Here is a 20,644-nt window from a genome sequence, read left to right on the forward strand (position 1 = left end):
TCCACCGACGGAAAAGCCCATGTCCAGCCTACACCGAGATTGGATGTCTGCTCGTTATACGTATAGTACTCGGTTTCGTTTTTGATGATAGGATCACCGAGCGCCGTCTTATCCGCTTCAGCCTTCGGTTCATATACATAAGCAGTGCTGCCCTGATAGAGACGGGACAGTACCACATTAAGACCATTACGGCCAGACAGGGTGAAATCAGTCTCAATCCGTCGCAGCGTCCCCGTCGCATCCGAAATCTGCTCCCCTTCTCCGGTACTGGAATACGGTGTATTAGCAGCCATTTCATATTCCGCATACGGTGTATCCTGTTGGTTCAATGCGGCTTCGCGATCTTCGGCCTCGGCAGCATTGGCTGCCGGCGGCATAAACGAGATTACCAAACTGATAATCATAAATATATTGAACAGCTTGCTCATATACTTTTTCACGAACGTTTCTCCTCATTTCAGCTATGATATGGACTTTCGTTTGCTCCTTCTTAATTGCTGATGTATTCCCGTTTCACTACATTGCCCGCCTTGTCATAAGTGAACCGAATCAGCTCACCCGTCGGGAACGCAATGGTCTGCAGACGGCTCTGTTCATCGTAATCATAGCTGAACCGGATCGAAGCCTGGGCCAGACTTCTCAGCTGTTTTCCATCCGTTTGATAAGTCACATACAGCCGGGGGTTGGCAGCTGCCCGTTCGTTCTCCGAAGAATTTAAAGTGATTAATTCGTTGTTAGACGATTCATAGTTCAATTGCATCCCGTAATTCGGTTTTTTCCGGGCTACCCAATCAGCGATCATCGACTCATCCAGACGAATGGACGGCTTCCCGTTTCCCTTCAACTCCAGCTGTCCGAGACGTTGTGCCTGATCAGAGAAATCGGTTACCGGCTTGTTCTCCCACTGAAGCTGCTCTGTCCGCCAGGCCTCCTTGTTCGCCAGCACCTTAAGGGTTCCCTCCAGGCCGTGTGAACCAGCTGAACTTAACTGAAGACGCGCATCCAAAATCTCGGATTTGGGAGGGATCATAGACAGATCAAATTGTAGGAAGGATTGAAATGCTGTCTCCCCCTGGGTGCCTGCAAGCAGTTCCTCTTGAATCGTGCTTCTGGCTGCGGGTGCCGCACTGGAGACTGTACCCGCCTGTGATAAACCGTTGTTATTCAGTCCGGTCAAGGCATGAAGGCTTACCGGGTACTGCAGACTTTTGGAATCCAGACTCACCTCAAGGTAAGCTCCCTCATCCTGTTGTCTAACCGTCTGCCTAATCTCATGCTTCACACCAGCTGCATCTTCAGCCCACATCGGAAAGATGGATAGGGCTCCGGCTTTTCCATCCTCTTGCAATCCTCCTTCAACTCTATAGGTGAAGGTAGACGGTGACGAAGGTGACTTCAACAGGATCGTCTGATCAATCCCTTTCTCTGTCAGCCGCAGCTGCACATCCGTAGACCTCCAGGCATCGGCGTAGGACAATACCCCGTCCGCTATTCTTGAAGTATCCGCTGTGGCTGCATTCGATTCTAACGGCAGTAACAGAAGGGAATCTCCTTGTGACAAGGCGAAGCCCTGTTCAAAATGAGTATGTAGGATAGGCACATAAGGAACTGTGTGGGAGGAATACGTCACATCCGTCACCGTTGGTCCTGGCTTATCAACCTCAGGGGATTCGTCAGGCAACGTTTCCTGCTCTCCTGATATAGGTTCTTTAGTCTCGTCGTTCTTTGGATCTGGAATAAGTTCTTCATGCGAAACTTGATTACTGTCCCGGTCTCGGATCTCATTCTTCGTCACCGATTCCTCTGCCGCAATCGACACTCTGCTGGCTTCCGAGCCGCTGGCCTCAGAAGAACCAACCGCCGACTGCACCGCTTCCAGCTTCAGTTGAATATCCTGGTAACTTCCTGTCGGATCCAGATAGTGAAGCGGAATCAGCGAAACCACAGCCTCATAACTGCCATCATCCATTAGGTACTGCTTGCTGTACATGGTTCTTAACTTCGGCAATTCTTCTACAACCTGTAGTACTTTCTGATCGGCCAGTTTATCGCTCACTGGGGCAGCATCAGGCGATCTCTGGTCGCTCTTCAGCTTGACGACGCTGGCTGCTGATGCGGGAGCTGCGAATGGCAGCACGGAAGCTCCCATAGCGGATAATAGAAGCGTCGACACGATCCATTTCTTGTTAGCAGACATGCATTTAACTCCTCCATTTCAATTCAGTAACTTATGACCAGGACTAAAGGCTTAACTAAATACCATGTTCAGGGTACATTTGCTTATGTAAACAGGATTTTACAATTTGAAACAGGAATTAGGAGTAGAATACTGAATCTGGATATTAGTTCTTACAGACTAATCCATCGGGATTATGAAGTTTAGAGGAGTTACTCTGCTCGACATATATATGGATATTAACCACAAAAAACCGCTAATCTTATCGCTCAAGATCAACGGCTTATGCAGCTCAAATATTCGATTATGTAAGCTTACAAGTCTCTTATTTACAGGTTGAACATCAAAATAGCTGCTGATTGGCGCTAGTATCCACGTCGTACCCTCTACTCACTGCGGCATACACGAAACCCTTGATCTGGTCCAAATCCGTTAGCATCAAATTTACCCTGAAAAGAGACTTCGGTATTGCTGACATCGCCGATCCAGCCACCGCCTTTTACCACACGATAAGCACCGCTGCGCCCTTCTGAATCACGGTACCAGTCCCAGCACCATTCCCTAACATTGCCTGACATATCGTAAAGTCCCAGCTCGTTAGGTTTCTTGCTTCCAACCTCGTGGGTCTGATTTCGATTATTCTCAATCGCAGGCCAGATCCAATCCCCGGACAAATAGTCAAGGCCCGAGTTCCTCCAGTACCAGGCAACATCATCCGCCGTATGACTTCCACTGTAAATGTAACCTTTGCTCATCGAACCGCCGCCTGCAGCATATTCCCACTCCGCTTCTGTAGGTAAACGGTAACCAATAGCTCCTTCATGAATCGTTACCGTCCATTTCATATGATCGTTATCATTCGTATTATCAGGGTCCGGATTATTCTTATCGATGTCATAATACGGTGTTAAGCCCTCATTAATGCTGCGCTTGTTGCAATACTCAATCGCATCGTACCAGCTCACCATCTCGACGGGGTGGTTATCACCTTTGAAAGCTGAAGGATTACTGCCCATTACCGCTGCCCACTCATGTTGAGTGATCTCATATTTGCTGATATAGAAATCGGCGATGCTCTCATTTTTCCCACCTGGAGCAGACTTGAGAGTTCCGCCTTGGACAAATACGAGTGAAGCACTAACCTTGGACTCGGCATTTGCTGCCGAGGATGAAGACGAACAACCACTGACCATAACGGTTATTGCGGTTACAAGTAGAAGGAACAGCTGTCTCATCCATCAATCTCCTTTCCAAGGGGATAGTCAACAGGCTATCATGCTTGTGAGATTGTCTGGCGCAATCGCAGGAAGCAATGAGGCTGCGAACTGTGTTGCACCGGATTCTCATATAAACAACGAAGCGGCTTTACCAGACGGTTACATTCGAGCTGCCGCTGCTCTGATAACCTTCCGTTGCCAGTACCTGATAAGACCAGCTGCTGCCCAGATTCATTCCTTTGCTCTTCCATGCATTCACATGATTGCTGAAGGTTATCGCTGCATTGCTGCCGGTTGCTCTCTTGGACTGACGGACACTCCAGTACTGGGCGAACGTCTGTGTCCCGTCAATGGAAGGAGCATTGTACCGCATTGTGGTATAAATGTCATACGTTCCGCCGTCGCTTGTCACAGTCCCTTTATATGTCCCTGTTGGCCGGTAGGTCCCCCAGCTGTCGACGACATAATATTCAATCAGTGAGTTTCTCGTCCATCCATAAAGGTTCAGATACCCGTTACCTTGAGGAGCCCACACCCCTGCATTATAGTTAATCGTTCGGTTGGGAGTGCCGGTCGTCCAGCCTTTGCCTACGACAAAATTACCGGTATTGGACCAGTACACTGTAATTGCCTCCTGATCCGTTCACTGCATTCACGGTGCCCCCGCCGTCAGTCCAATTCTGCCAATAGTCTGTCGCTGCATTTGAGGTTGACGCCAACAATCCGAAACTCATCGCAGCTGCCAGCAGTGATGTCAGGATTTTCTTTTTAAATTTGACCATCATCAATTCCCTCCCAGATTGGTATACATAACGACTTTTCCTCTTAGGGCCTTTCATCAGCCTTTCTTTCATGTTGCCCACCTCTGGCAATCTCCTGCGCTCACCTCCCCTTTGAATCAATCATAAAATGTAGGCTTATACACAACAACCTAACAAATTATAGCTTTTCCCCTGGAATTTTTACATAAATAGACGAATTAGGATATTCCCTGTATAAAATGACAAAAAACCGCCCTGAAAAGGCGGTTCCTCACATCATCATTTACTCAGTCATTGGGTCAATCCTTAGCATATTCCAGAATAGCAGCGGCAGCACGTATTCGATGATCTGGATCATCACTGCGGAGCGCCTGCCTCAGGACATGCAGCGCTTCTTCAACTGTTGCCGCATCGACCCTGACAGACTGTCCCGTTGTCTGTTCTGGCGCAGATGCTTGCGAGAACCAGCGATCGAGCTGCGCTTCATGAAACGGATAGTCGAACCGGGCCAATAATTCAGGCTGATTAAGAAATGCACGGACTTTATCGTTCAGTTCCTCGAGGGGGATTCTTCCTAACCAGGTAACTCCCCGCCGATGGCAGATCATGTCCTCGCGGTTACCTGCGGAATCGTCGTAATAATAGTCACCCAGATCCCCGACAACCACGCCGCGATCATCCTTAATCAGAACGAAGTCTCCATCCTGCATGATCCTCACAAACATATGTAATGACTCTATGATGTCAGCCGCTTCATTATGACCCATGTCGTAGGACTGCATGAACCGCTGCGCGAAGTCATTAGGGGCGGTATACTCCAGATCCCCTATAGCCGGCCAGGCCAAGCCGATATAATTATCCTCCAAAAAGGAGTTCATTCGATCTATTCCATTCCACATGGTTTGAATAAGATATAGCTGCATGCTGTTCCTCTATTCCTTGAAATGTTCGATTACAATCTCACGGAATGCCGCAGCAGCCCGAGAAATATACCGGTTCATGTTTCTTAGCAAAGCGATATCCCTAACCAAATTGCAATCTTCTATAGCAATGTATCGAATTTTCTCAAGTGGGTTTCGAGCTGAGCTTGGCATAAATGCAATTCCAATTTCTGCTTCCACAAGAGCACTCAGTCTGGCGGGTTCATCTCCCTCATACACGTATTGAGCCGCAAATCCGAATGCTTCGCATACAGAGTCTGTTAAATCCCGAGTACCGTAACCTTTCTTGACACCAACAAACCAATCATTCTTAAGTTCGACTAAAGATATAGTTTTACGATCGGCATAACGATGCCCTTGAGGAACGGCGACGAGAATCGGATCTGAATATACAATTTCACATTCAATATCGTCCCCTTGGATCGGTGGGGAGGACAAACAGAAATCGACATCGCCTTTCAGAAGAAGGGATGACATTTCCTGTGTGCTTAACATTCTTACATGGAAATGGACATCAGGCATTCTTTTTCGAAATTCCCGAAGGATGTTAGGCAGTATACTTGCGGTGGTGACAGCCAATGTAAGCGTACAGGGCTCCAAATTTGCTAAATCCCGGATTTCCTGCTTTCCCTGTTCTAATTCTAGAAGTGATCTCTCAACTCGACGAAGGAACCTGCTGCCAAATTCATTCAACCGCAGGTTTCTTCCGGTTCGATCGAATAGCGCTACTCCCAAATCTTCTTCCAGCCGTTGAATGGTTCGGCTTAGTGAAGATTGGGTCACGTGCAAACAGTGTGCGGCCTCCGTCATATGTTCCAGACGAGCTACAGTGATAAAATACTGCAATTGAAGAAGCTCCATTTATTCACCTCATCCATTCTTTCCAGTCAATCGAATCATAACATAAAATGAATTGGAGTAAATGTAAAGCGTTTAGTACGATATTCATAAATACTAAAGGGGGCAAAAAATGAGAAAAATCAGTTGGTGGTTGACGGTATCGGTTGGACTTGGAATATTATTAAACCCATTAAATTCTTCTATGATATCTGTTGCTATCCCAAGGTTACAGGATGTATTTCACATTAACTTTACCAAAGTTTCGTGGGTTATTTTTTCTTTTTATATTGCTAGTGCGGTTGCACAACCGGTTATGGGTAAAGCAAGCGATTTGTTCGGGCGTAAAAAAATCTTCCTTACCGGGCTGCTGGTGTCCTTTGTCGTATCGTTAGCAGCACCTCTATCATCCAGTTTTGAGTGGTTAATTGTATTTCGAATACTACAATCCATAGGTACGAGCATGATGATTGCGGTTGGCATGGCTATTGTACGGGTGCAAATTTCGGACAAACAAGGGGCTGCATTATCGCTTTTATCCATCTTTCTGTCAGGAGCTGCAGCAGTGGGCCCTTTTATAGGAGGTATCCTCATATACTGGTGGAATTGGCAGGCGATTTTTTTGATTAATTGTCCTATTGTGGTGGTTAGCTTTCTGCTCTCATGGAGGTTAATACCTGCAGATGAGTCATCAGCTTCTTCGGGCAGCAGGTTGTCCGTTCCGCAATGGCTTAGAATGATAGATGTACCGGGCATTTTGTTGTTTGCTTTCGGTCTGGTGACGATACTTGTTGGATGGCTGTCATTCAAATCGAACGGTCACTTCTCGTGGATCCATGCTCTTGGTATACTTACAGTCCTCATGCTTCTTTTGGTTTTTATCCGACATGAGCTTCGTACACCATCTCCATTCATTCCTCTGCGAACCTTCGCGAACTATCCAGCAATGAAATGGATTCATATCGGATTCATGCTCGTGAATATTCTTTATTACTCCCTCTTTTTCGGGCTTCCATCTTACCTCCAAATGGTGCGTCATGTTAGTGAAGTTGATACCGGCATGCTTATGCTCTCGCTGGGAATAAGCTCACTGCTGACCTCACCACTGGCAGGATATTGGATTGATCGATCAGGACCACGACCTGTATTATTCCTATCCTCCGTCTTCATGACTATCGGTTCTGTGTACATTACTACCTTACATTCTTCTTCGTCCCTAGTAAGTGTGTGCGTTCCTCTAATCGCTTATGGGATGAGTAACGGATTGAATAGTGTTGGAATGCAGGCGGCACTTTTCCAAAGTTCGCCGAAACAATTGATTGGAGTCGCTTCAGGATTATTTAATTCATCAAGATACCTGGGAACCATCCTTTCCTCGCTATTAATCAGCATAGTTATGGGAAGGGAGTTCAACATTGAGGGGTTTCGGATTCTTGGAATCATCCTTACGATGATTTCAATTATGCTGGTCGTCATAAGCCGCTATGGCATACGGCTAGACGTCTCCCAAGAGAATTAGGCTCCTGTTAAGGTTTTAAGCCCGTTGAAGGCTGTTTAATTTAAATGTAGGAATGATAACAGGATTATTGAAAATGACAGTGAATATAACATGAATAGTGGGAGTATGATACTTGAGAAACTTCCTTTCCTCCCCACTGTACCCTTACTAAGGAGTGATCCATGATGATGAGACCCATTCAGGTTAAAAATGTCAATGATATTGAGAAAATCAATCAAATTGTCTCCAACTATACGTACGATATCTGGATCCACAGCAAAAGCGGGATGGCTGATGCAAAGTCTATTCTCGGCATGTATGTTCTTAAACTTGATGAGCCGCTGACTCTGGTGGTTCCAGATAACGTCAATCCAAAGAAGCTATTCAAAGAGCTTAGTGAATTCATCCAGTTTGATAACGATGTTGAACTCGACTAAAAAATAGGAACAAATCAAAGGCCTGTTTAACAGGTCTTTTTTAATTGCTCTCAACTTACTTCCCTCTCAAGCTTTCCATAAAAAACCGCAGTGCATTCGATACCCACTTCTTGGGATGAAGGACAAGCTGGATATCCAGCTTAAGTGCGGCATGTTCAAAAGGCAAAACTTTTAATTCTCCGCGCTCGATCTCTTCAATGGCCGCCATTTGGGGAAGAATCGATATTCCTTCACCTGTTTTGATGCTCCTTTTAATCGCCTCGGGATTCCCCAGCTCCAGACCAATTCGATAGGCAATTCCATTGGCACGCAGCAATCGCTCCAACAGCTGTCTGTAATTGCAGGTATGCTCAGGCATGATCCATTCTGCATCCGTCAGATCGCTCAGCCCGATTCGCTTCTTCTCCAGCAGCGGGTGGTTGGGATGAACCAGAAGAACAAGCGGTTCTTCCCGTATCTTCACCCATTGCAGAGCCGAATCATTAGCATCTTCTGCGAGAATAAGCCCTACGTCTGCTTCTCCTTCCTTCACCTGATGCAGAACCAACTCTTCACGGTCCGTATGAAGCCGAATGTTCAGATCAGGGAATTCGTGCCGGGTTACCTGGATATGAGAAGCCAAAAAATAAGAAGCGATGGAATCCATCGTACCGATCGTTATAGAGCCTCCACCCTGGGCGGCCAATTTTTCCTTGGACTGCTCGAATAACTCCAGCATTTGTCCTGCGAGCTTGAATAGTTCTTCACCTGCTGAAGTGAGGCGGATCTTGTTATTACTGTAGCGTTCAAACAATTTGACATTATACGCCTTCTCCAGCTTCTGAATCTGGGTCGTGACGCTGGATTGCGCATATCCGAGCACTTCAGCAGCTCTTGTGAAGCTGTGGCGGATCGCCACTTCGCGAAAAGTTTGAAGATAGGTGAGGTCCATAAGGTACTCCTTATCAAAAATAATGATGCTCATTATCGTTTATTATAGATAACTATGATACTTCTAGCTATGCTACATTATTTTCAAACCTACGGAAAGGAATTGTTAAAGATGATCAATGAACATCATATTCAAGGAATTTTCATACCGGTCATAACACCTTTTACCCGTGATAATCAATTAGATCTAGACTCTTACCGCAGCTACATCACGCATCTGGCCAGCTATGACATTCAAGGTCTCGTTATTAACGGTACGACCGGCGAATGCCCCACGACTTCGTGGGATGAAGTGAAGCAGATGATACAGATCACACAGGACATTGTGAATCGTATGAACCTCACCATACCGATTGTCGTAGGTACAGGAACGAATGATACGTATTCTACGGTTCGCCGGACCGAACTGGCTGCAGGATTAGGTGCAGATGCAGCGCTGGTCGTCACTCCCTACTACAACAGACCGACACAGGAAGGGATTCTGGAACATTTTCGCATGGTATCCCAAACGGGTCTGCCTGTGATTGCGTATGAGATTCCGGCGCGCACGGGCAGCAGAATTCATATTGATACGATGAGACGGATCATGGATCTGGATGGTGTGATCGGGTTAAAAGACAGCTCCGGCAGTCTGGACCTCCTTTCAGCCCTCGTACAGTCAGATTCAAAGCCTGTATTATGCGGTGAGGATGTTCTTTTCCACGATATGCTGTGTCAGGGGGCTGCAGGCGGCATGATGGCCTCGGCTAACATTCAAACTCAGCTGTTTGTTGATATTTATCAGCATTATGCAGCGGGTAATATTCAGGAATCCAGAGAGGATTTCAACCTGCTCAAACCGTTGATTCAGCATTTGTTCGAAGAGCCTGCTCCCGCCGCGCTCAAATGGCTGCTTAGCCGCCAAGAGATCATAGCAACAGATCAACTGCGTCTGCCGCTCATGCCTTTATCCGCCAAGGTTCGAGAGCGTCTGCTCGAGACATGGCCCCTCAACGAAAAACACATTCTACTTTCTCATTAAAAGTCCGATTCTTCTTTTGTAAACCAGCAAAGCCGCCGGCAGAGACCGGCAGCTTTTTTCATATTATTGATAGGTTTAATAGAAAAAACATAGGTAAAACGACATAGAAAACAGGCTAATACTTAAAGACTATACTCTTATACATGAATTTCAAGTATCCTATTTACATCATCCATCCTAAATCTTTCCAAATTTCGTTTCGAGGAGAGTTTCTATGAAGAAAAAATGGATTGCCGCCGGAGCTGCTGCTTTAACACTTTTAAGCACCAGTGCAGGAGTCTATGCCGGCAGTAGTTTGCAGCAGATCAAAGCTTTTCTGGATCCTACTATGAAATTTCAAGTGAATGGTCAGCCTTTTCAGCCGCAGAATGACAAGGGTGCTGTTCTGGTCCCAATTACTTATCAAGGAACAACCTATTTGCCTGTACGTGCGATATCCAAGGCTCTTGGTGTGAATGTTGATTTTAACAATAAGACGAATACAGTATTCCTTGGTGAGAAAGGTGACGGTGTCTCAATTGCTGGCAGTATTAACGGTGATTTCCGGACAAAAGATCCTCAGTTGACTACATATAATGGCAAGGATTTTAAAGATGTTTTCTTTAACAATGCTTCCGGGCGGCGGTCCAGCGGGTTTATGCTTTACCCTAAGGGTAAATATCAAACATTGTATCTGCAGGTGGCGGCAGTAGGTAAGGATATAGAGAACATTTTTGTGCAGGATTCCGATACAGATGTGAAGTTGAAGATAGGAACTGTGGACGTGGCAGAAGGGTTGAAGACATTTGAGGTTGACATCAGTGGAGTTCAATCCCTTTATATTCATGCGGACCTTCAGGATCACGGCAGCTTGTTTGTTCCGTTAACGACTTCTTATTATAAATAATCATTTCGCACAAAAGGGTTATGCACGGCTTCGTGCATAACCCTTTTGTGCGAGGTTTGCTTTGACAAGATGCCTACAGATCATCGGTATCCGGTTGCCCTAGCTTCCCTTTACGTTTAACCTTATACATCGCCGAGTCAGCAATCATCATTAACGTTGTCACATCCGCTGCGTCTCTGGAAATACACTCACTCCCGCAGAGAATGAGACTGGAATTTCAACATTCATATAATTGAATGAAGTGTTATTCAGCTGTGAGAGTCTCTGCTGAACCATTTGAGGTATATCGATATTCTCGGAACAGGCAAGAACAAGAACAAACTCGTCTCCCCCTATTCGGCCAATGAGATCCCCGGGCTGCGCATAACTTTTGAAAACGTGTGCAATATGCTTTAAATAATAGTCACCTACAAGATGACCATAATTATCGTTAACCGGCTTGAAATTATCAAGATCGATAAGAATGAAAGCAAACCAATCGCTGCCAGCCACCTTTTGTTCCAGCTGCTCTTGAATCGCTGCCCGATTATACAGATCCGTTAATGAGTCATGATGCGCGATATGCTTGTAGCTTTGCTCCGATACCATTAGCCGGCGTTCCGTTTCCTTCAGAGCAGTGACATCCGTCAGATGTATGACAAACAGGTCTTCGTTCGTCCCCTCAATGACATCAATCCCTGCCATAAAATCCATAAGCCCTGAAGTAGGTGAAGCCATTTGGATCTCCCAATGCGCTGCGCTTCCTTGATATTGATGCCGGGCCACCTCCGATAACAGCCCGTCAAATGTCGTCTCCTTCTTCATAAAGAGATGCCTTGAGAGATCATCCACTGATATTCCTTCAAACCACGATACGGCCCGGGGATTCATTTCTATGATGCTCCCTTTCTTGTCCACAAGCAGTATTCCGGTAGGCGCGGATTTAAAGAGAACATGAAAGAGCTTGCGATAATCCGGCATGATGTCGTGTTTACCGATCAAATGACGAAGCTCGATGGCCCACAATAAATAACCAATAAAATATAGGATCATCGCATTTCGAGTTGTTAACAAGCCCGTTTGCAGGAGCAAGGTAATTAGAACAAACCACGCGAACAGCGCAAATAAGCTGAACAGAAGGGAACGCAGGATTTTTTTAGGTTTTGCTTCCGTTGTGCGATACCAGAAAACCGCGAGAAGCAGAACCGAGAGCAAAATATATCCGGCTACAAAAGTAATAGTAAGCTGCAAAAAAAGCGGATCCAACGGGCTTCGGCCATCCGTAATGTGAATGTTATACAGTTCGTGATGATCCTTGGTCATTAAGAACACCAGCCATAATCCAAAAGGAGCCGCGTAGATGAAGGGTAACCATTTCTTATAAGCTAATGTGACCGGATTCCCCATAAGAATACATAGGTGTACTAAGAAACAAATAATGAACAGCAGCATCGGGGCACTACCGTACAATACGATCTGCATCTGGAACTGCGGAAGCAAAGACGTCTTCATATATTCACTGAGAAAATAAAACAGAAAAGCCAGCATCAAAAATGCCGCTACTCGGTTTAACACACTTTTTTTGTTACGGTAAATCAATGTAATGGACATATAGAAAAAGAAATATGTAGGGAGTAAGATGGTCAGGAAGTCCATAAAATGCTCGTTCATTTCGGTATACCCTTTCCTTTGTTTCCCTTTGCTTACTAAAGTTGTATCAAGCTATTCTGACTCTATTAAGCATCAAAAAAAGCCGCGTACTACGCGGCTCCCAGCGAATCATTATGAGGAATAAGGGGCTCCAAATTCAATAATGTTCCGGTCTGGGTCTAGCAAAAAGATCTGGGCAAAGCCAGCGACACTATCGGGTCTCGCTTCATAGGGGATTCCCTGCTGGTCCAGCCACTGAATGGTTTCGTTATAGCTTCTGACCCAAATGGCAAAATGCCCGTCTGTGGTATCAACATCCTTGGTCCGCAGCGTTTCACCCTGTGGATGCTCCAGCAGGTGGAGCTGCTGGTTACCAATTGCGTACCAAATCCCTCTGGAACGGAACGGCGGCCGCTCGATCTCCTGCAGCTGTAATTGATCTGTATAAAAAGATCTGGCAGCAGCCAGGTCTCTCACTGCCAGACTGACGTGGTGAATGTGTTCAAATTCAATCATGGAGATGCCTCCTGGATTCCTACTTCACACGAATAAGATCGTGTATGGAAGTATCAAATTTATCCCTCGGTTAAGTCCGCTCTCAGCTCACTGGCAACCTCGATCATTTTGGGGATGACGGCCTCATTAGATATGGCCACATAGAGATCACCATCAAAATGGCGGAAAGGAATCTTTGTATCCTCATGGCTCCACATAAAAAAGTCCCCATCGATGGTCATAGTGCTTGTAGGCCCGGTTACCGTATAGGATGGCGCATATTCAAAATCAGGCTTGGAAGCAAAGTAATGCTTACACTCTTCCAATGTGATCGCTTGCTCGGTTGTGCTCTCTTGCATCGTTCTGGTAATACGATAACGCTGACTCATTCGTCTTGCCTCCAGACAGTCAATATAGTTGATGTACTCGCATAAATACGCTGCTTATACATTATAGGGAAGCGGGCGTGAAGTCAATTTCCTGCTGAACGTTTGAAAGCCCAAGGCTGGGTTGTCGTTGTCACCTGCTCCCCGGACTCTATGGCTGCCTGCATCATCATGGAAAGGTAATGATCCTGCAGCGCTTCCTCCAGATCATAACAGGACGGGCCGCCTTGAACGTATTCTCCCATCTTGATCAAGCTGGTGGCAATGGCGATCTCATCATCAGCAAGACGTCCTGGAACACATGGGTTATTGTAGAGCCATTCATCATTAGCCATAATTCCCCGATGATAGTAACCTTCAAGATTGCCGTTGTGCCCGGTATCAACTCTCCGAAGTTCACCATATACCGGTGTCTGGAAATCCTGCAGATACCGGTAGCTTTCATCCGTCACCTCTCCGCGGCTGCCTCGGATCAGGACCCGGTTCTTGCGAATCCAGGAATGATATTGATCACCGGTAAAATCGTACAAAGCCAGCTTGTCGCCGAACTGAAGAGTAACGATATCCTGAGTGGAGACACCCATTTCCTCAGCATCAGAAAGTCCGTTCCGTCCCGGACCCTTCACTATGGCGGAAGTAAAGCGCTGTCCGCGGATCACGGCATTCTCGAACCGGATGCCCAGCAAATGACGAATCAAGCTGATGCCGTGATAGCCGTGAGCAGCGGATACCTGAACCTGGCTGACATCACCGAGTTTTCCTGAGTCCGCCAGGGCAATGCGTGCAGCGTGCATCGGCTGATAGATATATTGCTCTGCAACCTGTACACGTCCCTTCCGCTTGGTGACGGCGTCGTACAGCTGAATCATCCCTGGCACATCAGGTGCGGGAGGAGTCTCTGTAAGAACCGGTATATTCTTTTCTGAAAGGTCTAATATACATCCTGGAGCAGCTTCCCAAGGTACGGAAACGACCACAAATGCATACGGCCCGCCTGAAACGAAAGAATCCATGTCCCGGTATGTGGGAACTCCCCACTCCTTCTCAATCTCGTTCCCCTTTTCTTCACTGCGGACGAGCATGGCTCGGACACGGAATCGTTCTGGCAGCGCTCTAGCAATCCGCAAATAAAATTCTGACCTCCAGCCTGCACCAACAATACCGAACTCCAATCGGGTCATACATCATGCCTCCTTGATGATCAAAAACCAATTCTATTTGTTCATCTTAACATGTTAGACTTCAGAACTGAATTTTAATAGGGTTAAGAGGCTCTCTGTTGTTCTGTTGTTCTGAACTTTTTTCTTTACAGCTTCTATATAACTTGTTAGCATGGTTAACATATAGTAATCCTTTACACTTTGTTAACTAAGGAGAAGCTCATGAAACGATTGACTGGCTCAGCCCGCTTTCCGCTCTTCATTCTAATGCTTAATCTATTTATCGCCCTGTTAGGTCAAGGGATGGTCATCCCCATCCTCCCCGACTACCTAAAGCAGTTTAATGCAGCCGGTACCGCAGCCGGCTATCTTGTCGCGGCATTCGGAGCGGCACAATTCCTTTTCTCGCCGATTGGCGGACAGCTCTCCGATCGTTGGGGACGCAAAAAGCTGATGATGTCCGGTCTCTTCTTAACGGTACTCTCTGATCTTATGTTTGCCGTGTCAACAACGCTCCCCCTGCTGTACATTGCCCGTTTTATCGGCGGAATCGGCCTTGGTCTGATGGTGCCTGCCAATATGGCTTACGTTGCTGACATCACAACACCGGACACCAGAGCAAAAGGGATGGGCTACCTTGGTGCTGCCATGAATCTCGGAATGGTCCTGGGACCGGGACTAGGTGGACTTATTGCCGAGCTGGGCATTCGTGTACCTTATTATTTTGCTTCAGGACTGGGATTCGCTGCCGTGCTGCTGACCTTCCTGATGCCTGAGACATTGCAGCGAGGGCAGCATCCAGCTGCAGATCAGCGCCGTGGACGGAAACCGCTGCTGAAGAAGCTCACCCATTCCTTCCGCCTTCCTTATGTCCGCTACCTCCTGCTTGTCCTGGTTATGACATTTGGTCTGGTTAATTATGAAACGGTTTATGCCCTTTTCGTTCAACAGAAATACGGTTTTAAGGCTGCACAAATATCAATTATTATTACCGTAGGTGCACTGATTGGCATTATGATTCAGCTCTGGCTTCTGGACCGGATTATTAAGCGGATTGGAGAAACCCGGCTCATCCGTCTGTCTTTGGTGCTTACCGCCGCAGCTTTGCTTCTGATGCTGATCAAAGTAAACTTTATCTATTTGTTAAGTGTTTCTGCGCTGTTTTTTGCTTTTAATGCTTTTTTAAGGCCGACCGTCAGCTCTCTGATTGCCAATGCATCTGGAGACCGGCAGGGATATGCAGCTGGGCTGAATACCACATACACCAGCCTCGGCAGTATTCTTGGTCCGCTGCTGGCCGGTAATCTGTTTGACAAACAGATTCACCTGCCGTATATTTTGGGCGCAGTAATATTATTGTCTGCCCTCACTTTAACCTGGAACACCTCACATTCTGACCAAGAACGGATGACTGCACATGAACGATAGCTGGCACCAGAAAATGAAGAATAAACATCGGGATGAACTAATGTCTGCAGGTAAAGAGCTGTTCATGAGGCAAAGCTTTCTCACCGTCAACATCAAGGATGTATGTGAGACCGCTGGCATCAGCAGGGTTACCTTCTACAAACATTTTCAATCTCTGGACGAGCTGATTCTGGAAGTACAGATGGATCTGCTGAGAAGGATGACCGCCTATGTTGAACAAAGTGCGCCTATAGAGGGCCGTGGAAAAGAACGTCTGGAATCTATGCTGAATGGCTGGATCAATTTTGCCCTTGATCACCCTGGATACATCCGGTTTATTCTATTATTCGATCTGCATTACGAGGCTTATATTTCGAACAGGGATCTCCACGAACGTTATCAACGTTTTATCCGTGAGGAGAAAGAGAACGTATTTCTCATCGATGTTCTGCATGCAGGCGTCAGCGACGGTTCACTCCAATCCGGAATAAACGTGCTGGAAACGGCTTATTTTATCTTTACATCCATGATGGGGATTCTCCAGAAAATGAGTCTGAACCGTATGGATCACATCGAGGAAAAGCTGGAGCATGCACGGATGCCTCAGCTGCTGGTTACCATGCTGATGCAATACTTGAGTCATTAATTAGGGGGAAAACATTAAGAAGGGAGTGCCGTGGGCACTCCCTTCTTGTATATGCGGGGCAGCAATTTTACTTTTTCTTCGCGTCTTGGATGATGACGGAGCTGTACGCCGGAATTGTGATGTTCCCCTTCTTCACCTGCAAGGATTTCGAACTGGAATAGATTACTTTCTGCTTGCCTTTCTCCAGTCCTTTAAGCTGAAGCGTCACAGCCGATCCGGACAGATTGTGATAGACAACAAGGGTCTCTGTCCCTCCCGTGCGCTTATAGGCGCTGATGCTGGATGAAGAGGTCTGGATTGGTTCCAGATGACTGCTGCGCAGAGCTTCATGTTCTTCTCTTAACCGGATCAGCGTCCGGTACGTGTTCAGCAGGGAGTTCGAGTCGTTCAACTGCGCTTCCACAGAGACTTGACCCGTATTAAATTTCGGCTCTTCCCAGGTGGCTTGGCCTGGGCCGGCTCCCGGGTACCAGCGCATAGGCTCACGCAGATACTCGTCCGGCTTCTCTCCCATCATGCCAATTTCTTCCCCATAATATAGGAATGGTTGTCCGGGCATCGTTAACAGAATCGAAGCAGCAAGTTTAGCCTGCTGCACATTTCCTCCAAGTTCGCTCATAACTCTTGTCTGATCGTGATTGCTCAGGAAGGGTGCATCCAGGGCCGCAGGATTGTAGGATTTATACAGTTTCAGCGTTTTGTCAGCGAATGCCGCGATCCCCTGATCCTTGCCTTGTTTGACCGAGTTCAGAATCGTACCGCCCAGATCAAAGTTAAACAATGAATTCAGCGGTCCAAAATACGGAGCAATCGTCTCCGGCTTATCCCAAACCTCGCCTGCAAGATAGACATTCGGATTCACTTTCTTCATCTGGGAGCGAAATTCATTCCACCAGACCAGGTTTTTAGCTGCACCTTCCTTGGTTTGTCCCGGGTAAATATGCATAGCCGCATCAAGACGGAACCCGTCTACCCCCTGCTGAAGCCAGTACTTACCGACCTTGAGCATCTCCTGACGGACATTCGGGTTATCAAAATTAAGATCCGGCATCCCCGACCAGAATGTACTGTAGAAGTAACCCTCCCCATTCGGATTCTTATACCATACCTGCTGTCCCCAGGAGCCCTTCTCATTCAGATCTGTGTGCTCATCCGCCCAGACATAATAATCGTGATACTTGCTGTTCGGATTGGTGCTTGCTTCCTTGAACCACGGATGTTCACTGCTGGAATGATTGATAACAAGGTCCATGATCACTTTAACGCCTTTCTTGTGGGCCTCTTTCATCAGCGAGCGGAAATCATCCATGGTTCCGTATTGCGGATCCACCTGATAATAATCCGTTACATCATATTTATGATAGCTTGGAGAGGGGTTCAAAGGCATCAGCCACAAACCGCTTACCTCCAGATCCCTGCCAGAACGAGGTTTTCCGTCATTCAGATAATTCAGCTTTTGCGAAATTCCTTTGAGATCACCATGGCCGTCTCCATTCGAATCATAAAAAGAATTGATATAGATCTCGTAAAACACACCGCTTCCAGCCGACTTTGGAGGCGTATGTACCTTCATATCCTCCTTGGCCAATGCACTTGATGCGAACATGGTGAGCATGGGCACCGTTAACATGGCTGCGGACCATCTTTTCAAGCGTTGGTTATTCTTCAAACTATCAGCTCCCTCGATTTAATGGATGCGCTTTCATTATAAAGAAATTTCATCCGTAAAAAGGGGAGATTATTATCTATAAAGGTGGAAAATATCGATCTGTTTCGTCTGCTTTCCCGCTGCCTATCCCTTCATCATGTCGCTCAAGTTCACTCTGCGTCCGGTTCTGGCGCTTTCGATTGCACCCAATACCATTGCCATACTTCTGGAATTATCCTCGCAATGAGTCTCCGCAGCCCGGCTCTCCTTTAAGGAATTGAACATCTCATCCAGACAACCGTTATGAAAAGTATGATCCATAAAAACCTCAGGAGCCGCTATCCGTGTGGATTTCCGCAGAAAACCGCCATCTTCCCCATCTCTGCCTACGACCTCTGCGTAAGGCTCGTCGGTTCCATCCCACATAGCCGTACCGTATTCACCGGTGATTCTCCAGGATGCCTCCCAGCTGGTCGGGGCTCCTTCTGCACACCATAATCCCCTGTAATTGAACACAGACCCGTCTGACATCGTAAAAATACACACGGCTCCGGCTTGACCTGCGTACCAAGAACCGGGAGGATTAAATTCCTCACAGTACACAGTAACGGCATCAGCTCCCATAATAAAACGGGCCTGATCAAAGGTATGAATCGCCATATCCATCAGCAGCGGGCTGTCCATGCTGTCACGAAAGCCTCCGAAGTGCGGCCCGATAAAAAAGTCAGCACCTATAAAGCCTGGCTTCCCGATCGTTCCATCCTCAATCAGTCTGCGCAGGGAGCGTATGCGGGGATCAAAGCGGCGATTCTGCATAACGGCGTGAGACCTGCCTGTCGATTGGGAAAGTCTGACCACCTGCAGGCAATCCTTCATGCTCTCCGCCAGCGGCTTCTCAGCAAATACATGACAGCCTGATTGCAGACCGACAGCAGCTACCTCAAAATGACTTGAAGGGACCGTTACATCAAAAACCAGGTTGGCATCCTGCTCTTGGATGGCTTGAGCAAGTTCTGTGTATACACCAGCCTTGAGCTGATGTTTGACAGCCATTCTCTGAGCAGCATCCCGATGAAGATCAACGAGTGCCACAATCTCTGTGTCCTCTCTTGATTTGGCGTATTCGATCCAGGTATTAGCCATTTGACCACACCCCGCGACGGCAACTCTGTACAACTGGCTCATAGGCATCCTCCTTGTAAAAGCAGCGTTTTAGATGAAGCAGCCTCAGTATAAGCAAATGTAAACAAAACTTCTCCTACAATTTTGTGCACTTGTATCTCTATTTTGCCGGGGAAAGCAAAAAGACGAGCTTCAGCTCGTCCCGATTGCCTGCAGCACATTATAATCCCGGATATCCAGATCAGGTTCCATTCCAAGTGCAAGCTTGGCCAGCTGACTCCCGATCCACGGGCCCATCGTCAGACCTGAAGCACCGAGGCCATTAGCTGTTATAAGTCCATCCCAGCCGGGAATCGTCCCCATCACCGGCAGAAAACCTGGAGTGAAGGGACGAAATCCTACCCGCACTTCCTGGAAGGTACTGTCTTTTAGTTCAGGTGCAAGCTCAAGTCCTTTGTTCAGAACTTCCTGCATCCCACCAGCAGTGATCCTGGTATCATAATCATGGATATCATTCTCATGCGTTGCTCCAATGACAATCTTCTGTCCGGGAAATGCCAGAAGATATTGGTCGGAAGGCGGCATGATTACAGGCCAGTGCCCTGTATCCCCTTGCTGCTTCGTATGCACATGCATTATCTGGGCTTTTTGATACCGGACATCAAATCGGATGCCCAGGGGATCGAACAATTCTTTAGCCCACGCTCCCGCACATACGATTACTTCGTCTGCAGGATACAAAATGTCATTCACCCGAGCGCCGACAACCCGGTTCCCCTGATGCTCAAGGAGAGCATTCCCCTGAATGGATTCAGCCCCGTTACGCAGCGCAGACCGAATCAGTGCATCACGCAGAGCACGGCCATCCACACGGGCAGCACCGCTGATATGAACGGCTTGATAACCATCCGCCAGCAGCGGAAACAGACTGCGGGTCTGTTGAGCATCCAGCATGGTGATCTCTCCAATCTCGGGAGCATCCTCTTTACGGAGAAGCGCTCGCCCCTCCATTTGTTGAAGCTTATCCACGTCTTTATGTACATTTAACGCACCTACCTGCGCATAGCCCGTGTCCGTCTCCCCTTCGGCTTCCAGCTCCCGGATCAGTTCCGGATAGAAACGGGCACCTGCTTTGGCTAATCGATACCACGCCTGGTTGCGCCGCTGGGAAACCCACGGGCAGATAATGCCTGCGGCCGCATCCGTTGCTTGTCCCGGTTCCTGACGGTCTATGATGAGAACTTCAGCTCCCATCTTCGCCAGCTGATAAGCCGTAGACGCGCCGAGTATACCGGATCCAATGACGATAACCTTCTTCATGACTCCAACCCTTTCATTTGTACCTAATCCCTTATTATAGCTTAATATGTTCCACTCTGCTTGCCCCGACCTGCAGTACTCTTAACAGGAAGATATGGCTTACCCGATGTAAAAAAGCAGAGAATAC

The 20,644-nt window shown here is 47.2% G+C and carries 19 protein-coding genes and 1 pseudogene; 6 read left to right on the plus strand and 14 right to left on the minus strand.

Features of this window, described 5'->3' with window-relative positions:
- From Q5741_RS16160 to Q5741_RS16185, 6 genes and pseudogenes are all read right to left on the minus strand, one after another.
- Positions 1-440, minus strand: a 440-nt coding sequence (locus Q5741_RS16160) for a hypothetical protein (RefSeq protein ID WP_305025158.1), incomplete at its 3' end; no start/stop codon positions are given.
- Between the two features lie 50 nt (positions 441-490).
- The gene (locus tag Q5741_RS16165; RefSeq protein ID WP_305025159.1) at positions 491-2,197 is read right to left on the minus strand and encodes a DNRLRE domain-containing protein; all 1,707 of its coding nucleotides are present in this window, start codon (positions 2,195-2,197) and stop codon (positions 491-493) included.
- 365 nt (positions 2,198-2,562) lie between these two features.
- A complete protein-coding gene (locus Q5741_RS16170; protein ID WP_305025160.1) occupies positions 2,563-3,411 on the minus strand; it encodes a formylglycine-generating enzyme family protein in 849 nt (282 codons plus the stop codon).
- Positions 3,412-3,541: 130 nt separating this feature from the next.
- Positions 3,542-4,175, minus strand: a pseudogene (locus Q5741_RS16175) (glycoside hydrolase family 11 protein).
- A 278-nt stretch (positions 4,176-4,453) separates the two neighbouring features.
- The gene (locus Q5741_RS16180) at positions 4,454-5,053 is read right to left on the minus strand and encodes a hypothetical protein (RefSeq protein ID WP_305025161.1); all 600 of its coding nucleotides are present in this window, start codon (positions 5,051-5,053) and stop codon (positions 4,454-4,456) included.
- A gap of 33 nt (positions 5,054-5,086) precedes the next feature.
- Positions 5,087-5,956 carry a LysR family transcriptional regulator gene (locus tag Q5741_RS16185; RefSeq protein WP_305025162.1) on the minus strand — a complete coding sequence of 290 codons (870 nt, stop codon included), beginning with the start codon at positions 5,954-5,956 and terminating at the stop codon, positions 5,087-5,089.
- A 109-nt stretch (positions 5,957-6,065) separates the two neighbouring features.
- Here Q5741_RS16185 and Q5741_RS16190 point away from each other — a divergent pair, with 109 nt between their 5' ends.
- The gene (locus Q5741_RS16190) at positions 6,066-7,451 is read left to right on the plus strand and encodes an MFS transporter (RefSeq protein WP_305025163.1); all 1,386 of its coding nucleotides are present in this window, start codon (positions 6,066-6,068) and stop codon (positions 7,449-7,451) included.
- Between the two features lie 164 nt (positions 7,452-7,615).
- A complete protein-coding gene (locus Q5741_RS16195) occupies positions 7,616-7,867 on the plus strand; it encodes an HPr family phosphocarrier protein (RefSeq protein ID WP_305025164.1) in 252 nt (83 codons plus the stop codon).
- 55 nt (positions 7,868-7,922) lie between these two features.
- On the opposite strand, the gene Q5741_RS16200 is transcribed toward Q5741_RS16195, so the two are convergent.
- On the minus strand, positions 7,923-8,798 hold the full coding sequence (locus Q5741_RS16200) for a LysR family transcriptional regulator (protein WP_305025293.1): 876 nt from the start codon (positions 8,796-8,798) through the stop codon (positions 7,923-7,925).
- A 111-nt stretch (positions 8,799-8,909) separates the two neighbouring features.
- On the opposite strand from Q5741_RS16200, the gene dapA reads away from it, so the two are divergent.
- Together dapA and Q5741_RS16210 are read left to right on the plus strand one after the other, a co-directional pair.
- On the plus strand, positions 8,910-9,818 hold the full coding sequence (gene dapA / locus Q5741_RS16205; protein WP_305025165.1) for a 4-hydroxy-tetrahydrodipicolinate synthase: 909 nt from the start codon (positions 8,910-8,912) through the stop codon (positions 9,816-9,818).
- Between the two features lie 214 nt (positions 9,819-10,032).
- A complete protein-coding gene (locus Q5741_RS16210; RefSeq protein ID WP_305025166.1) occupies positions 10,033-10,704 on the plus strand; it encodes a stalk domain-containing protein in 672 nt (223 codons plus the stop codon).
- Positions 10,705-10,863: 159 nt separating this feature from the next.
- Here Q5741_RS16210 and Q5741_RS16215 read toward each other — a convergent pair whose 3' ends face one another.
- The 4 genes from Q5741_RS16215 to Q5741_RS16230 form a co-directional block, all read right to left on the minus strand.
- On the minus strand, positions 10,864-12,195 hold the full coding sequence (locus Q5741_RS16215; RefSeq protein WP_305025167.1) for a sensor domain-containing diguanylate cyclase: 1,332 nt from the start codon (positions 12,193-12,195) through the stop codon (positions 10,864-10,866).
- A gap of 270 nt (positions 12,196-12,465) precedes the next feature.
- Complete coding sequence (locus Q5741_RS16220) at positions 12,466-12,849, minus strand: VOC family protein (protein WP_305025168.1); 384 nt, start codon at positions 12,847-12,849, stop codon at positions 12,466-12,468.
- Between the two features lie 59 nt (positions 12,850-12,908).
- Positions 12,909-13,217 (minus strand): hypothetical protein, encoded by a 309-nt coding sequence (locus Q5741_RS16225; RefSeq protein ID WP_305025169.1) that lies wholly within the window; start codon positions 13,215-13,217, stop codon positions 12,909-12,911.
- Positions 13,218-13,300: 83 nt separating this feature from the next.
- Positions 13,301-14,395, minus strand: a complete 1,095-nt coding sequence (locus Q5741_RS16230) for a Gfo/Idh/MocA family protein (protein ID WP_305025170.1) — start codon at positions 14,393-14,395, stop codon at positions 13,301-13,303.
- 201 nt (positions 14,396-14,596) lie between these two features.
- Between Q5741_RS16230 and Q5741_RS16235 the strand changes: the two genes are divergently transcribed.
- Both Q5741_RS16235 and Q5741_RS16240 read left to right on the plus strand, forming a co-directional pair.
- Positions 14,597-15,802 (plus strand): MFS transporter, encoded by a 1,206-nt coding sequence (locus Q5741_RS16235; RefSeq protein WP_305025171.1) that lies wholly within the window; start codon positions 14,597-14,599, stop codon positions 15,800-15,802.
- Positions 15,803-15,815: 13 nt separating this feature from the next.
- Complete coding sequence (locus tag Q5741_RS16240) at positions 15,816-16,427, plus strand: TetR/AcrR family transcriptional regulator (RefSeq protein ID WP_305025172.1); 612 nt, start codon at positions 15,816-15,818, stop codon at positions 16,425-16,427.
- 67 nt (positions 16,428-16,494) lie between these two features.
- On the opposite strand, the gene Q5741_RS16245 is transcribed toward Q5741_RS16240, so the two are convergent.
- From Q5741_RS16245 to Q5741_RS16255, 3 genes are all read right to left on the minus strand, one after another.
- The gene (locus tag Q5741_RS16245) at positions 16,495-18,096 is read right to left on the minus strand and encodes an alpha-amylase family glycosyl hydrolase (protein WP_305025173.1); all 1,602 of its coding nucleotides are present in this window, start codon (positions 18,094-18,096) and stop codon (positions 16,495-16,497) included.
- Positions 18,097-18,219: 123 nt separating this feature from the next.
- The gene (locus Q5741_RS16250) at positions 18,220-19,260 is read right to left on the minus strand and encodes a Gfo/Idh/MocA family protein (RefSeq protein ID WP_305025174.1); all 1,041 of its coding nucleotides are present in this window, start codon (positions 19,258-19,260) and stop codon (positions 18,220-18,222) included.
- Between the two features lie 129 nt (positions 19,261-19,389).
- Positions 19,390-20,517, minus strand: a complete 1,128-nt coding sequence (locus Q5741_RS16255; RefSeq protein ID WP_305025175.1) for an NAD(P)/FAD-dependent oxidoreductase — start codon at positions 20,515-20,517, stop codon at positions 19,390-19,392.
- Positions 20,518-20,644 lie beyond the last annotated feature (127 nt).

It is taken from the genome of Paenibacillus lacisoli (genome assembly GCF_030580655.1).
GTDB classification, from domain to species: domain Bacteria; phylum Bacillota; class Bacilli; order Paenibacillales; family Paenibacillaceae; genus Paenibacillus; species Paenibacillus lacisoli.